A 14756-nucleotide genomic window follows, 5' to 3' on the forward strand; every position below is an offset into this window, starting at 1 on the left:
TCTAACCGACCGACTCGGCGGGCTGAGGGTAGAGCAACTCCAGCTCGCCGAGATGCGCTGCGGCCGTTACCAACGGCAGGGCCGCCGAGACCGCGAGATCGGTTCCGTTGGCCTCAGCGCGTAGGGACACCACGAAACTCTCCCCGATCGGTACCAGTACCGACGTGGTGTCCGCGCCGGTGAGCCGGGCGCAGATCGCCGCGGCGTGCTCTTCGATGACCGAACGGGTCTGCGGATAAACGCCGAGTGGCGGCGGCACAACGTCGGCGATCAGCTCGGCGACGGCCCTGACCCGGATGACCCGGTTGGCCGCCCGCACCGCGGGGGCCCGTTGGTCGGTGGGCCCACCGGTTTCCGAAAGATATTGGCGGACAGCGTCGTCGAGTGTTCGCGTGACGGTGAGTGTGTCGTGGGCGAGGGCGATCACGCGGTCAGTGGCCGCCTCGGAGGCGCCCCGGGTCACCCGCAGTACGGCGGCTTTGAGGAATTGAGCGCCCACCGCTCGGGCCTGATCGATCGCCTTGGACACCGATGCCGTCGCTCCGCGTGGCCACAGCAGCACCGACGCCACGATCCCCACGAGTGCGCCGACGACGACGTCTTCGACCCGGACCAGTCCGACCCGCCAGCCGGTCGGTGCGATCAGGTTGAAGTTGATCAGCACCATCATCGTGAACGCCGCCTGGCCGGCGATGAACGATCCGACCTTGGGCACGTAGGCAGATCCGAATGCCACGAACGGCAACAGGATCCACATCACCACCGGGTCCACGCCGACGAATTCGATGAGGACTGCGCCGAGGATGAAGCCGATCGTCGTGCCGGCCACCGCCCGCAGCACGCGCGTCCCGGTGTCCAGCGCGCTGCCGCGTAACACCGACATCACACCGAGCACCACCCAGAACCCGTGCTGCACGGGAAACACGTGGGTGACCGCCACCGCGAGGGCCAACCCCAGCCCCGTACGCAGGCTGTTGCGCAGCACTACGGCGCGAGCCGCCACCAGGCCGCGGGTGATGGCGGCGACCGCGACGGTCTCGGGCATCACCCAATCCGCGGCCCCGGTTTCCGGCAACTGCCGGCCCAGCACCCTGGCCCATACCGGACGGGCATCGGCCAGCGCCGCATTGCCGATCACGCGTCCGGTGACCGCGATGGTCGCCGAGATGGTGCGCCGGTTCAACAGAACACCGCCGACCTTGGCGGCGGCCGCGTCGTCGGCCATGTCGAGGATCTGGGTGATGTCCTCGCGGTAACTGCCCTGGGCCACGGTGCGCTGTTCGGCCAGGGCCGCGCGCAGATCGGCTTCGCGGGTGGCCCGCTCGGCCCGGTCGTGAATGGTCAGTAGCGCGGCGCTGTCGCGCAGTACCCGCACGGTGGGATCGCGCGTGGCTCCGAGCAGCTCGCCGGTCTCGTCGGTGACCTGGTCGCAGATCCAGCCCAGATCGTCGACGACACGAACCAGCGCGCGGCTGCCCGCGCTGAGGGCGACGGGCCGGTAGTCGGCGCCGAGGAAGCTGGCGTACAGCGCGTTCATCGCCCGGGTGACGTCGCGGTCCGAGGCCTGGCCTTCCAGCCGGTCGGCCAACAGCCGGCACACCCGGGCCGCGTCGCGGCGCAGCTCATCGTGGTGGCGCGGCGCAAACAGGAACAGTGCGGCCGGCACGCACACCACCAGGGCGATCAGCCAGCCCAGCAGCCGGTCGGGAATGGGGCCGACGGGCGTGCACAGCGGCAGCACGAACAGCAGCAGGGTGGCGCGTTGCCCGGCGGCGACGATCTCGCTGAGCACGCCGGAGAACGTCACCACCAGACCGACGACGAACATCGCCGCCACACTCAGCCACGGGTATGGGGCCAGGACCGTGCCCAGCACGATCAGTACGAGCCCGTTGAGAGCCAGGCCGCCGTAGGCCAGGGCGCGGGCGGGCCGGTTTCCCGGGAAGTCCGCCGTGATGAGGAGGGACACCGCACCGAAGATCGCGAACAGCGGGGTCTGGGAGTCTCCGCCGACGGCGAAGCCGACCGCGGCGGCGATGGGCAGGACGATGGCGGCCCGCACGGCGCGACGCAGCGCGTCGTTCTCGGGATCCCTGGCACGTAATGAGTCACGCAGGCGATCAACACCCCGGCGCCAGATCTCGGCCGGGGTCAGCATGATCGCCGATGTTAGACGGGCTGATCAGATCCGGTGGCCGGAGTGAATCGGCCGGATTCCAGCGCGTCGCGCATCTGGGTGGTGATCCACTGCAGGGCGTCGAAGTCGCGCGGCAGGGTGCTCTGCTCGAAACCGACGATCAGATAGATACCCCAGGCCGCGAAATACCTGGCGTTGCCCTCATCGCCGATGAGCTCGAGAGCCGATTCGAAGAGAATGTCGAAGCGCAGCTGATCCACCACCGCCTGCACCGTGTAGACGCCGGGGTCCAGCGAGCTCCACACCCGGATGGCGGCCTCGGCGCCGTGGGGAAGCGCGAGCGCCTCGCCGATGAGGGTCTCGATGCGGTGGTGCGGGTCGTGGTCGGCGCGGACGGCTTCGACCACCCGCAGCGTGCGCGCCTCGCGCCAGTGCGCGATCAGCTCGCGCGTGTAGGACGCCCAGTTCGGGAAGTAGTGATAGAACGAGCCGGTCGTGACGCCCAGCCGATTGCACACCTCCGCGAGTTTGAGCCCGCCGTAACCGAGATCGGACAGCACGTCCAGACCGGTTTCGAAGTACGCCTCCCGCGAAACAACCCCCGCCATGGAGCACAACGCTAGTTCGTCGCCGATTTTTGGGCGCGGTGGGGCTTTGCTGGTCAGCCGCATATAACGCACACAAACGTGACGTGATCGAGGCTCCCAGGTGACGTGTGGCACAATTTGATCGTGGCCCACACAGCGAGCCGAGGACCGGGACGTCCTCCCGCAGCAAAGGCGGCGGAGACCCGTGAACGCATCGTGCGTGCCGCCCGTGAAGTTTTCAGCGAACTCGGATATGACGCAGCTACATTTCAAGCGATAGCGATCCGCGCCGATCTCACCCGCCCGGCAATCAATCATTACTTCAGCAGCAAACGTGTTCTCTATCGCGATGTGGTTGAGCAGACCAATGCGAAGGTGATCGCCGCGGGCATTGCCAGAGCCCGGGAAGCCACCACTCTGCTGAACAGGATCTCTGCGTTCTTCGCCGCGGCGATGGATGCCGAATCCACTGACCGGTCGGCGGCAGCATTTCTCGTCACCTCCGTCCTGGAGGCGCAGCGACATCCCGAGCTGGTCTCCGAGGAGCACGACGCGCTGCGCAGCTCGCGGGAGTTCGTCAGGTGGGCTGTTGACGAGGCGATCAAGCGCGGCGAGCTGAGCACGGACACCGACATCCCGGCCATCGTGGAGATGCTGGTCGCGGTGATGTGGGGGATGGGCTTTTATGCCGGTTACGTGGGGCATCGCGAGGACGTCGCCGTCATCGTCGACAAGTTCGAACTGTTGATGGCCAACAAGCTCTGGCAGTTGCGCGACTGACAGATTGGGGCCGTGAGCTGCCCCACATCGCCGTATAGCTTGGCTAACTTGTTCGGTAGCATCGATTGACAAATGACTGATCTGAGCGATGTGCGGCCGAGCCGTGCCGAGGGCGACAGTTGGGACGTAACCGAGAGCGTCGGCGCGACCGCACTGGCGGTGGCGGCAGCCCGTGCCGCCGAGACCGCGCAACCCGATGCCCTGATTCGCGACGAGTTCGCGTTCCTGTTGGTCGCGGCCGCAGGCCCGGCATGGGCGCAGCTGGCCGGCAGCGAACCGCACTGGATCGGTGACGATCCGGAGGCTCGCCGCATCCACGCCATGGCCCGCAACTACCAGGCCGTGCGTACCCACTACTTCGACGACTACTTCACCGAAGTCACCCACGATGGCATCCGCCAGGTGGTCATCCTGGCCGCCGGTTTGGACTCCCGCGCATTCCGGCTCGACTGGCCGGCCGGCACCACGGTGTACGAGATCGACCAGCCCAAGGTGCTCGAATACAAGACCGCGACGCTGCAGGCGCACGGCGCCGTCGCCCGGGCACAGCACGTCCCGGTGCCGGTCGACCTTCGCGACGACTGGCCCGCAGCGCTGATCGCCGCCGGATTCGACCCGGCGCAGCCCACCGCGTGGCTCGCCGAGGGGCTGCTGCCGTATCTGCCCGGCGAGGCTCAGGACCGGCTGTTCGACATCGTCAGCTCCCACAGCGCACCCGGCAGCCGCCTGGCCGTCGAGGATTTCGCCATGGACCCGGCCCGCTACACCCCGGAGAAGCGGGCCGCGCGCCGGGCCAGGGGCGAGCACATGCGGATCTCCCTCGGGCTCGATATCGATGCTGACGCGCTGATGTACACCGGTGACGATCGGGCCGACGCCGCGGAATGGCTTGCGGCACATGGCTGGGACGTGGATGCGGTGGACAGCGCCGAGGAGATGGCCCGGTTGGGCCGGCCGGCACCCGCCGACGAATTGGCCGAACTCGGTTTGGACAGCGTGCTGTTGCGCGCCCGATTGGATGGAGAATCCCGATGAGCTCGCTGCGCAGCCACGACGACACCTGGGACATCGCCACCAGCGTGGGCTCGACGGCCGTCATGGTGGCCGCCGCCCGCGCCGGGGAGACCGGACGTGAGAACCCGCTGATCCGCGATCCGTACGCGGCCGTTCTGGTCGCCGGAGCCGGAACCGGCTTCTGGGAGACGCTGCTGGATCAGGATGTCGCCGCCAAGATCGCCGAAGTGGACGACGAGGCAGGCAAGATCTTCGAACACATGGGCAGCTATCAGGCGGTGCGCACCCACTTCTTCGACGAGTACTTCGCCGCCGCCGCCGAGGCAGGTATCCGCCAGATCGTCATCTTGGCGTCAGGCCTCGATTCCCGGGCATACCGGTTGGATTGGCCGGCCGGCACCACGGTGTACGAGATCGACCAGCCCAAGGTCCTGGAGTACAAGGCCGAAACGCTGGCTGCCCACGGTGCGCAGCCGTCGGCTCAGCGGCGTGAGGTCGCCATCGATTTGCGCCAGGATTGGCCGAAGGCGTTGCGGGAGGCGGGTTTCGACGATGGGCAGCCGACCGCGTGGCTGGCCGAGGGCCTGCTGATGTACCTGCCCGCCGACGCCCAGGATCGGCTGTTCGAGCTCGTCACCGAGCTGTCGGCGCCGGGCAGCCGGATCGCCGCCGAAACCGCCGGGGTGACGGCCGGCGAGCGCCGCGAAGAGATGCGTGAGCGCTTCGAGCGTTTCGCCGCGAAGTTCAACATGGAGCAGGCGCTCAACATCCAGGACCTCATCTACGAGGATCCCGACCGGGCCGATGTCGCCGAGTGGCTGAGCGCCCATGGTTGGCGGGCCGGCGGTGTGCACTCACTCGACGAGATGCGCCGCCTCGGCCGCTACGTCGAGATCGACCATGACGACACGCGGGCTTTCTCCACGTTCGTCACTGCCGAAAAGAGCTGACCCAAAAGCCGAGTGGCCAGTTGTGACACGCTTTTTCAGCGTTTGCGTGTCGCAACTGGCCACTCGGCCGGTCTGATGTGCGGTGGTTCAGTGGCTCTGGTGCACCGTGGTGTCGACCTGCGGCACGGTCACGTGCGGGCCGATCTGGTTGAGCCAATCGTGGTGCCCGATATCGGCTGACGCGGGGCCGGCCAGGCCCAGGACGGCGGCGGCCAAACCACTGGCGATCACTGCGGTGAATCCGAACTTCTTCATTTCTCTACCTCTTCTGTCGATCCCTTTTCTTGACTGGTTCAACTAAAGGGCGGCGCTGTTGATTCCTGTATCGCGGCGTTGGCAGCAATTGACTGCCCGATGGCAGAAACCGGTCGGCCGGGGCGCGAATGATCGGCGACGGACCCGGTTGACCGGCAGTTGTCCGGCCGCCGTATACAGGAGGAGAGCTGAGCCGGTTTGCGGCCCGTTATCGAGGAGGAATCCACATGCCAGGAGTGCAGGACCGTGTTGTCGTCGTCACCGGAGCCGGTGGCGGTCTGGGCCGTGAATACGCCCTGACGCTGGCCCGCGAGGGCGCCAGCGTGGTCGTCAACGACCTGGGCGGCGCCCGCGACGGTACCGGCGCCGGTCACAACATGGCCGATGAGGTCGTCAACGAGATCAAGGCCGCGGGCGGCCGCGCGGTCGCCAACTACGACAGCGTCGCCGAGTCCGAGGGTGCCGCCAACATCATCAAGACCGCCATCGACGAGTTCGGCAAGGTCGACGGGGTGGTGAGCAACGCGGGCATCCTGCGTGACGGCACCTTCCACAAGATGGCGTTCGAGCAGTGGGACGCCGTGCTCAAGGTGCACCTCTACGGTGGCTACAACGTCATCCGCGCGGCCTGGCCCCACTTCCGGGAGCAGAGCTTCGGCCGTGTCGTCGTCGCGACGTCCACCAGCGGCCTGTTCGGCAACTTCGGTCAGGCCAACTACGGTGCCGCCAAGCTCGGCCTGGTCGGCCTGATCAACACGCTGGCCCAGGAAGGCGCCAAGTACAACATCAAGACCAATGCCGTCGCGCCGATCGCCGCGACCCGCATGACCCAGGACATCCTGCCGCCCGAGGTGTTCGAGAAGCTCACCCCCGAGTACGTCGCCCCTGTGGTCGCCTACCTGATGACCGAGGAACTGCCCGATACCGATTCGGTGTTCATCGTCGGCGGCGGCAAGGTACAGCGCACGGCCCTGTTCCAGAACGACGGTGTCACCTTCTCCGAGGGCGTACCGACGGTCGATGACATCGCCGCCAAGTGGGGCGAGATCACCGACCTCTCGGCAGCTCAGCAGGCCAGCTTCAAGCTCGGCTGACGCGGGTGAAAGCGCTTGTAGCGCAGGCACTTACCGGTACAGCCGGGCTGGCGTACGTCGACGTGCCGGATCCCGTCTCTTCGGACGCGGTGATCATCGACGTCGGCGCCGCCGGCGTCTGCTTCCCCGATCTGCTGTTGTTGCGCGGTGAGTACCAGCTGCGGCTCGAACCGCCGTTCACGCCGGGCATGGAAGTGGCCGGAACGGTGCGCTCGGCACCCGAGGGCTCGGGGTTCACCCCGGGCCAGCGGGTGTCCGCGATGACCATGCTGGGCGGCTACGCCGAGCAGGTGATGGCGCTGCCCGCCAATGTGATCCCGACCGCTGACGGGCTCGACGACGGTCAGGCGGCGTCACTGCTGGGCAACTACTACACGATGCAGTTCGCGCTGGCCCGCCGCGGCGGGCTGATGCCGGGGGAGACGGTCCTGGTTCTCGGCTCGGCGGGCGGCATCGGTGCGGCGTCGATCCAATTGGCGAAAGCCATGGGCGCCAAGGTGATTGCGATGGTGCACCGGGCCGGGGCCGAGGAGTTCGTCTCGTCCCTCGGGGCCGATGTGGTGCTGCCGCTGGCCGAAGGCTGGCGTGAGGCAGTCATGGAGGCCACCGACGGGCAGGGAGTCGATCTGGTGGTCGACCCGATCGGCGGAGAAGCCTTCGACGACGCCATCCGGGTGCTCGCTCCCGAAGGCCGGCTGCTGGTCATCGGATTCGCTGCAGGCAGCGGCATCCCGACCGTCAAGGTCAACCGGTTGCTGCTGCGCAATGTCAGCGTGGTCGGTGTCGGCTGGGGTGAGTTCGTGCGCCGCCGGCCCGAGGCCCAGGCACAGGTCGGGGCCGAGCTGACCAAGTTGGTGGCTGCCGGGTTGCGTCCGCCTCCACCGGTGCGGTTCCCGTTGTCCGACGGTGCGGCTGCGCTCGATGCGCTGGCCAGTGGTGCGGTGCGCGGGAAGCTCATCTTGGTGCCGTGATGAGCGCTTGCGCGAAGAACATGGAGCCTTAGCATGAAAGCCCTGGCATTCGATGTGTTCGGCACCGTCGTGGACTGGCGGTCCAGCGTCATCGCCGAGCTGGGAGCATTCGGCGAAAAGCTCGGGCTGCAACGTGATTGGCCGGCCTTCGCCGACGATTGGCGAGCCGGTTATGTCCCGGCGATGGCTCGGGTGCGCCGCGGTGAGCTGCCGTGGACCAGGATCGACGATCTGCATCGCGCGATCCTGGTCGACCTGCTCGACGCCGCGGACATCCGAGCCACCGACGCTGAGATCGACCATCTCAACCGGGCCTGGCACCGACTGGACCCGTGGCCCGACTCGGTGGCCGGGCTGGCTCGGCTCAAGCAGCGCTACCTCATCACGACGTTGTCCAACGGCAACGTCTCATTGCTGACCAACATGGCCAAAGTTGCCGGACTGCCATGGGATTGCGTGATCTCCGCTGAACTGTTCCGGCATTACAAGCCCGACCCCGAGGCCTATCGGGGTTGCGCTGAGTTGCTCGACATCGCACCCGCGGAGCTGACCCTCGTCGCGGCCCATCCCTCTGACCTGCGGGCCGCCCGTGCGGTGGGGCTCGGGACGGCGTACGTGGCCCGGCCGCTGGAGTACGGACCGGACCACCCTCCGCATGCCGTGGGACCCGACGACTTCGACATCGTCGCGTCGGATTTTCTCGACCTCGCCGACCAGCTCGGTGCGTAGCGTGGAGGGTGTGGTCACCGCACCGAGTCAAGCACTGAGTAAGGCGCTGGATCTCCTGATCGATCCGCCGGCCGAGCCGGATGTGAGCAAGGGGTATCTCGATCTGTTGGGCGACGGCAGCGACGCCCCGAAGAACGCGGGATTCATCCAGAAGGTATGGGCTTCCCCGGTCGGGTCGCGGCTTTACGACAACGCTCAGGGGATCGGCCGCAAGCTGATGACGGCCTGGCATGAGCCCACCGAATGGCTGAACATCCCGCCCGGCGGCCTCGCACTCGATGTCGGCAGCGGTCCGGGCAATGTGACGGCAGCGCTCGCACGGGCGGCCGGGCTCGACGGATTCGCGTTCGGTGTGGACATCTCCGAGCCAATGCTGGCCCGTGCGGTCGAGGCCGAAGCAGGCAGGCAGGTCGGGTTCCTGCGCGCCGACGCCCAGAAGCTCCCGTTCCGGGATGACACCTTCGATGCGGTGACGTCGATTGCCGTACTGCAGTTGATTCCCGACGCCGAGGCGGCACTTGCGGAGATGGCAAGGGTGCTGCGCCCAGGCGGGCGCATGGCGATCATGGTGCCGACGGCGACCAGCAGCCGGGGACCGGTGCGGCTGCTGTCGAAGGGCGGCGCCCGCTTCTTCTCCGAGGATGAACTTGCCGATCGGTTCGAGGCGCTCGGCCTGCAGCGGGTGCGCTCCAAGAGCATGGGCACCATGCAGTGGGTGCGCGGGCAGAAGCCGTGAGCACACTCGGGATCGTTCTTGTCGCACTGGTGATCGCCGTCGGACTCGTCGGCATCGTGCTGCCCGTCCTGCCCGGCGGTGGGTTCCTGGTTTTCGCCGCGATCGCGGTGTGGGCGATCTGGGAGGCCCGGACCGATGCGGCGCACGCCACTGTCGCCTGGGTGACGCTCGGCGTCGCGGCCGTGTTCTTCGTGACGGCCGAGGTGATCAAGTACGCCTGGCCGGTACGGCGCATGCGGGCTGCCGAAGTGGGGATCTGGAGCTTGGTGGCCGGTGGAGTGCTCGGCGTGATCGGCTTCTTCGTCATCCCGGTGATCGGGTTGGTGATCGGTTTCGTCGCCGGCGTCTACCTGGCCGAGTTGGCCGCACGTCACGACTATCGCCGGGCCTGGACGTCAACTGTGCACGCGCTCAAGGGTGTTGCGTTGTCGGTCGGCGTCGAGCTGACCGGCGCGCTGCTCGCGACCGTCGCCTGGGTGGTGGGTCTGGTGGTCGCGTCGTGACGCAGTGGTCTCTTGGTCCCGATTCCGGTGAGTTGCTACTGGCCACCGGTGTGACGGGCAGCGCGTCGCGGATGGGCCATCGGCTGACCATCGCGATGCGGTCGTGGCAGGCGGTCGTGGACTGGGAGGGCGAGGAACCGTCTGCGGTCGCGGTGACGGTCGACCTCGATTCCCTCGATGTGCTGCGAGGTGAGGGCGGCATGACCCCGTTGTCGGGAGCCGAGAAGGTGCTGATCCGATCCAATGCACTGAAAACATTGCGCGCGAAGCGTTTTCCACAGGCGGTGTTCCGGTCTACTGAGATCGCCCGCGACGGCGATGCGTATCGGATCGGCGGGACGCTCGAGATCGGCGGCCACAGCGGCCCGCAAACTCTCGATGTGCGGGTCGAGGCCGAGGGCGACGGATGGCGCATCCGCGGTGAGGCGGGCGTACGGCACACCGACTTCGATCTCAAGCAGTACTCGATGCTGATGGGCGCGATGAAAGTGGCCGACGAGGTCCGGGTGACCTTCGCTGCCACCGTCGCGCCGTCCTGACAAGTTCCTGTCAGCTTGTTCAACCCGGCGTCAACCGGCGTGTAAAAAGCCGAGCATCTGGGTAGTTCAGACGGTGAACGTGAGGAGTCCGATCGTGAACATCGTCTCAGGTGCCCTGCAAGCGGTAAGCCGAACCGCGGACGCCACCACGGCCGCTGCGGGAGCCGTTGGCGGTGCCGCTGTCAGCGGTGTGGTCGGCGGAATCAAAGGGGTTGGCAACGGCATTCGCAGCGGATTGAGTGAAGGTAGTAGATCGCCGGCTGCGGCCGCGCTCACCCTGGGCGCGGTGGGGGCGGCCGGCCTCGTGGAGTGGCCCGTGTTGCTGACGGTGGGCGGTGCGGCCCTCGTCGTGCATCAGATCAACCAGCGCGCGAGCGGAGGCCAGGCCGAGGAACCGGCGGCCGAGTCGTCGTCGCCCAGGCGCACACCGTCGGCCAAACGCACCGGGGCGGCCAAGCGCTCTGCCCCGGCCAAGCGGTCCGCTTCGAGCAGCGCTGCCAAAGCGGCGGGTCGCCGGTCGACGTCTCGACGCACGACGGCGGCAACCCGGACTAAGTGATCACCGCGATCGGCCGGATGATTCACGGCGCAGCCGAGGTGGCTGCGGCGCCTTTCACCCAGCCGCTGCAGACCGTTGTGGCCGCTGCGGTCGAGATGGTCGGCGGCGCGCCGGCCCGCCGGTGTTGGCGGGGCACCGACCGGTGCTGGATCGAAGTGCGCGGGCTACAGGGCGACGACGGCCGGCGGATCGGCAGCGCGGTGATGCGCGCGCTTCGTGACCGTCCGGGAGTACACCGCGCATATCTGAACTATCCGTTGTCGCGTGTGGTCATCGAACTCGACGGCACCGATCCTGAGGGCACCGATCTGGCCCGGCTGTGTGCGGTCGTGGCCGATGCCGAATCGGGAGCGCCGGCCCCGACGTCGCGGTCGAGACCCACCGACCTGCCGGGCGACGGGATACTGCTGGCGCTCAAAGGTATCGCCGCGGCGGTCAGCGGTGTCGGCATCGGTGCGGCGGCCGTGGGCCGAACGCTGATGTTGCCGAAGCTGCCGGCCGGCGTGATGGCGGTGGTCAGTGCCATCGACTACCAGCCGAAGATACGGGCGGTTCTTGAAGACCGGCTGGGCCCGCAGGGTGCCGATGCGGTGTTGAGCGTCGGCGCCGCGACGGTCTACGCGCTGACTCAGGCGCCTGCGGCGGTCACCGTGGAGTTCGTGCGTCACCTTTCCCAACTCGCCGAGGCTGCTGCGGCGGCCAACGCCTGGCAAGAACTGGAGCCGAGGCTGGCGGCCGACGCCGAATGCGACACCGTGACGTCCGCGTCCCCGCGGCCGCGTGCCCTGCCCGACGGCGTGGTGGAGCGGTATGCCGAACGTTGTGGGCGGGCACAGGCGATGGCGGCGGCCTCGGTGGGCGCGCTGACCCGGGAAGCCGGTGCCGCCGCCACAGCCGCGGTGGTGACCGCGCCGAAGGCGGCGCGCAACTCCCGCGAGGCCTTCGCCAGCACGTTGGGGCGCGGTCTGGCCGACCGACGGGACGTGGTTCAGTTGCGGCCCGCAGCGTTGCGTCTCCTCGACCGGGTTGACGCCGTGGTGGTCGATCCCCGCGTGCTGAGCATCGACGAGCTGCGGGTGGGGCAATTCCGCGATGTCGCTCAGGCCGACCGTGCAGCGGTGTGGCAGTGGGCGCAGGATCGGCTGCGGGACGGCAGGCTGTCGGCCGGGTGGCATCGCGTACCCCCGGATCTTGTCGGGGCGGCGACAAACGGCTCGGCGACAAACGGGAAATCCCGCGGACAGGTGCTGGTGCGCAACCGTCACGACCCTCGAGCGCACGCGATGCTGGCCGAGATCCGCCGCGCCGGAGCGCAGGCGGTATCCCTCGATCTCGACCAACTGGGGGACCTGCGGTCCTCGTTCGACGAACTGTACGAGGCCGGCGCCGACCTGGATTCGGCGTTGACCGGTGTGGTCGAGACCCTGCAGCGCGATGGCCGCACCGTGGCCGTCCTCTCGGTGGAGGCGGCCCGCGCGCTGTGCGCGGCCGACCTCGCCGTCGGGGTAATGCGCGAGCGCGGCGGTATCCCCTGGCAGGCCGACGTCCTGGCGGTCGATCTCGCCGCGGTGTGGCGGCTGCTGCATGCCATCCCCGCTGCCCGCCGGGCCAGCGAGCGCGGGGTGGAGCTGGCCACCGGCGGCACCTTGCTGGGCGCGCTGCTGATGGTTCCCGGTGTCCGCGGCCGCGGTCCCGGACCGGTGACCGCGGGTGCCGCCGTCGGTCTGGCCAATGGCTTCTGGTTGGCGCGCAGAGCCCTGCTGGATGGCGAGCCCAAGGCCGAACCGGTCGAAGACTGGCATGCGATGTCGGCCGATCAGGTGCTCAGTCATCTGACCGAAACCGATGGCGCAGTGGACGGTTCGGTCCCCACCGACTCCGGTGAGGGGCCATCGGGCGGTACGGTCCTGCCCCGCCAGGTTGCCGAACTCCTCAACGCTCTGCGCGCCGAGCTCTCAGACCCGTTGACCCCCGTGCTCGCGGTCGGATCGGCGGCCAGCGCGATGCTCGGATCGCCGGTCGACGCGATTCTGGTCGGGTCGGTGCTGACGGGAAACGCGATCCTGGCCGCCACCCAGCAAGTCCGGGCCGAGCGGCTGCTGAGAAAGCTGCTGGCGGTCCAGGATCCACCGGCGCGACGGTTCCTGGGCACAAGGGATCGGGACGATGGCGACGGCTACGAAAGTGTTCCGGCAACGGGCCTGCGGCCCGGAGACATCATCGAGGTGAGGCCGGGCGAAGTGGTGCCGGCCGATGCCCGGATCATCGAAGCGCTGGACGCCGAGGCCGATGAAGCTTCGCTCACCGGGGAATCGCTGCCGGTACCCAAGCAGGTCGAGTCCGCGCCCGGCGCGGTGCTGGCCGAACGGCACTGCATGCTCTATGCCACAACAACATTGGTGGCGGGCACGGCGGTGGCAGTGGTGACCGAGGTGGGTGCGGCGACTCAGGCCCGCCGCGCCACGGACATCGGGCAGGGGACCGGCCCCGCCGTCGGTCTGCAGGCGCAGCTGCGCGACCTCACCAACCGGGCGCTGCCGTTCAGCATGGCGGGCGGGGCCCTGGTCAGCGGGCTCGGCCTGCTGCGTAGGTTGCCGCTGCGCAGTGCCGTGGCCAGTGGCGTCGCGGTCGCGGTGGCCGCCGTGCCCGAAGGGCTGCCCCTGGTGGCGACGCTGGCGCAACAGGCCTCGGCGCGGCGGCTGACCCGCGCCGGGGCCCTGGTGCGCAGTCCGCGCTCGGTGGAGGCGCTCGGCCGGGTGGATGTGGTGTGTTTCGACAAGACCGGCACCCTGAGCGAGAACCGCTTGCGGGTGTCGCAGGTTCATCCGGTGGGAGGTCAGGCTTTCGAACAGCAGGTGCTCGATTACGCGGCCCGGGCCACCCCGCCGAAGAATGGTGAGCAGTACGAGCACGCCACCGACGCCGCGGTGGCCGAAGCCGCGTCAACTGCGCAGCCGCCCGACGGAAGTGGCACCTATCTGCCGTTCCGGTCCGGCCGCAAGTTCTCGGCCGCGCTGCTCGGTGACGAGCTGGCGATCAAGGGCGCGCCCGAGGTGGTGCTGGCCGCCTGTGCGGATCTGGACCCCGCGGTCGAGCGCGCGGTCGACGAGATGGCCCGCGATGGGCTGCGGGTACTTGCGGTGGCTCGGCGTCCGCTGACTGCGGCGCAGGCCGGCCGCGGTCGCTCCGACGCCGACAAACTTGCCGCGCTGTGTGGCCATGACCTTCAGTTCGTCGGATTGCTGGGATTGTCAGACACCCCACGGGCCGAGGCGGCGCAAGTGTTGGAATCGTTGCGGGACAACGAGATCGGGGTGCGTCTCATCACCGGTGATCACCCTGTCACGGCGAAGGCGATTGCCGCCGAGCTGGGTCTGCCGGTCGGCGCCGAACAGGTCATCAGCGGTGAGGAATGGGTCGCGATGCCGCGCCGCAGCCAGGAAAAGGCAGTGCGGGAGCGGCGCGTGTTCGCCCGGATGTCGCCCGAACACAAGGTGCAGATCGTGCAGACGCTGGAACGTACCGGGCTGGTGTGCGCCATGGTCGGCGACGGCGCCAACGATGCCGCCGCGATCCGGGCCGCCACCGTCGGAATCGGAGTGGCCGCGCGCGGCAGCGATCCGGCCCGCAGCTCGGCTGACGTGCTGCTCCTCGACGGCCGGATCGGTGCCTTGATCGACGCGCTGGACGAGGGGCACCAGCTGTGGCGGCGGGTTCAGGCCGCCGTCGCGGTACTCCTCGGCGGAAACGCCGGCGAGGTGGTGTTCTCGATTGTCGGCAGTGCGCTCACGGGCCGGTCACCGCTCAACACCCGGCAGCTGCTGCTGGTCAACATGATGACCGATGCTCTGCCGGCCGCCGCTCTGGCCGTCAGTCCCACGCGCACCGCGACCGGCGCGGGC

The 14756-nt window shown here is 68.5% G+C and carries 14 protein-coding genes; 11 read left to right on the plus strand and 3 right to left on the minus strand.

The features are described from left to right. Position 1: 1 nt before the first annotated feature. Both H977_RS0125645 and H977_RS0125650 read right to left on the minus strand, forming a co-directional pair. Entirely contained in the window at positions 2-2158 is a 2157-nt protein-coding gene (locus tag H977_RS0125645; RefSeq protein WP_029110540.1) for an FUSC family protein, read from the minus strand. 11 nt (positions 2159-2169) lie between these two features. Next, positions 2170-2745 carry a TetR/AcrR family transcriptional regulator gene (locus tag H977_RS0125650; RefSeq protein ID WP_029110541.1) on the minus strand — a complete coding sequence of 192 codons (576 nt, stop codon included), beginning with the start codon at positions 2743-2745 and terminating at the stop codon, positions 2170-2172. 123 nt (positions 2746-2868) lie between these two features. Here H977_RS0125650 and H977_RS0125655 point away from each other — a divergent pair, with 123 nt between their 5' ends. From H977_RS0125655 to H977_RS0125665, 3 genes are all read left to right on the plus strand, one after another. Continuing rightward, positions 2869-3504 (plus strand): TetR/AcrR family transcriptional regulator, encoded by a 636-nt coding sequence (locus H977_RS0125655; protein ID WP_029110542.1) that lies wholly within the window; start codon positions 2869-2871, stop codon positions 3502-3504. Between the two features lie 72 nt (positions 3505-3576). Next, positions 3577-4539 carry an SAM-dependent methyltransferase gene (locus H977_RS0125660; RefSeq protein WP_029110543.1) on the plus strand — a complete coding sequence of 321 codons (963 nt, stop codon included), beginning with the start codon at positions 3577-3579 and terminating at the stop codon, positions 4537-4539. Beyond that, positions 4536-5468, plus strand: a complete 933-nt coding sequence (locus tag H977_RS0125665; RefSeq protein ID WP_029110544.1) for a class I SAM-dependent methyltransferase — start codon at positions 4536-4538, stop codon at positions 5466-5468. Before H977_RS0125660 ends, H977_RS0125665 begins: the two co-directional genes overlap by 4 nt. Before the next feature lie 87 nt (positions 5469-5555). Here the strand turns inward: H977_RS0125665 and H977_RS35440 are convergent, their stop codons facing one another. Beyond that, positions 5556-5723 (minus strand): hypothetical protein, encoded by a 168-nt coding sequence (locus H977_RS35440; RefSeq protein WP_155946831.1) that lies wholly within the window; start codon positions 5721-5723, stop codon positions 5556-5558. 227 nt (positions 5724-5950) lie between these two features. Here H977_RS35440 and H977_RS0125675 point away from each other — a divergent pair, with 227 nt between their 5' ends. The 8 genes from H977_RS0125675 to H977_RS33925 form a co-directional block, all read left to right on the plus strand. After that, the gene (locus tag H977_RS0125675; RefSeq protein ID WP_029110545.1) at positions 5951-6817 is read left to right on the plus strand and encodes an SDR family oxidoreductase; all 867 of its coding nucleotides are present in this window, start codon (positions 5951-5953) and stop codon (positions 6815-6817) included. A gap of 5 nt (positions 6818-6822) precedes the next feature. Continuing rightward, a complete protein-coding gene (locus H977_RS0125680; RefSeq protein WP_029110546.1) occupies positions 6823-7788 on the plus strand; it encodes an NADPH:quinone oxidoreductase family protein in 966 nt (321 codons plus the stop codon). Positions 7789-7821: 33 nt separating this feature from the next. Beyond that, positions 7822-8517 carry a haloacid dehalogenase type II gene (locus tag H977_RS0125685; protein ID WP_029110547.1) on the plus strand — a complete coding sequence of 232 codons (696 nt, stop codon included), beginning with the start codon at positions 7822-7824 and terminating at the stop codon, positions 8515-8517. A 10-nt stretch (positions 8518-8527) separates the two neighbouring features. Beyond that, entirely contained in the window at positions 8528-9253 is a 726-nt protein-coding gene (locus H977_RS0125690; protein ID WP_029110548.1) for a class I SAM-dependent methyltransferase, read from the plus strand. Beyond that, on the plus strand, positions 9250-9756 hold the full coding sequence (locus H977_RS0125695; RefSeq protein WP_029110549.1) for a DUF456 domain-containing protein: 507 nt from the start codon (positions 9250-9252) through the stop codon (positions 9754-9756). The genes H977_RS0125690 and H977_RS0125695 overlap by 4 nt, the downstream gene beginning before the upstream one ends. Further along, positions 9753-10295: a YceI family protein gene (locus tag H977_RS0125700; protein WP_029110550.1), complete on the plus strand. Its 543-nt coding sequence runs from the start codon at positions 9753-9755 to the stop codon at positions 10293-10295. The genes H977_RS0125695 and H977_RS0125700 overlap by 4 nt, the downstream gene beginning before the upstream one ends. A gap of 94 nt (positions 10296-10389) precedes the next feature. Beyond that, positions 10390-10854, plus strand: a complete 465-nt coding sequence (locus tag H977_RS35005) for a hypothetical protein (protein WP_081681850.1) — start codon at positions 10390-10392, stop codon at positions 10852-10854. After that, on the plus strand, positions 10851-14756 hold a 3906-nt coding region (locus H977_RS33925), incomplete at its 3' end, for an HAD-IC family P-type ATPase (protein ID WP_051289065.1). The genes H977_RS35005 and H977_RS33925, both read left to right, overlap by 4 nt.

The organism is Mycobacterium sp. URHD0025 (assembly GCF_000426065.1).
In the GTDB taxonomy this organism is placed as follows: domain Bacteria; phylum Actinomycetota; class Actinomycetes; order Mycobacteriales; family Mycobacteriaceae; genus Mycobacterium.

Coding starts and splice junctions, on each gene's coding strand:
- H977_RS0125645 (WP_029110540.1), bottom strand. CDS start 2,158: ATGCTGACCCCGGCCGAGATCTGGCGCCGGGGTGTTGATCGCCTGCGT.
- H977_RS0125650 (WP_029110541.1), bottom strand. CDS start 2,745: ATGGCGGGGGTTGTTTCGCGGGAGGCGTACTTCGAAACCGGTCTGGAC.
- H977_RS0125660 (WP_029110543.1), top strand. CDS start 3,577: ATGACTGATCTGAGCGATGTGCGGCCGAGCCGTGCCGAGGGCGACAGT.
- H977_RS0125665 (WP_029110544.1), top strand. CDS start 4,536: ATGAGCTCGCTGCGCAGCCACGACGACACCTGGGACATCGCCACCAGC.
- H977_RS35440 (WP_155946831.1), bottom strand. CDS start 5,723: ATGAAGAAGTTCGGATTCACCGCAGTGATCGCCAGTGGTTTGGCCGCC.
- H977_RS0125675 (WP_029110545.1), top strand. CDS start 5,951: ATGCCAGGAGTGCAGGACCGTGTTGTCGTCGTCACCGGAGCCGGTGGC.
- H977_RS0125685 (WP_029110547.1), top strand. CDS start 7,822: ATGAAAGCCCTGGCATTCGATGTGTTCGGCACCGTCGTGGACTGGCGG.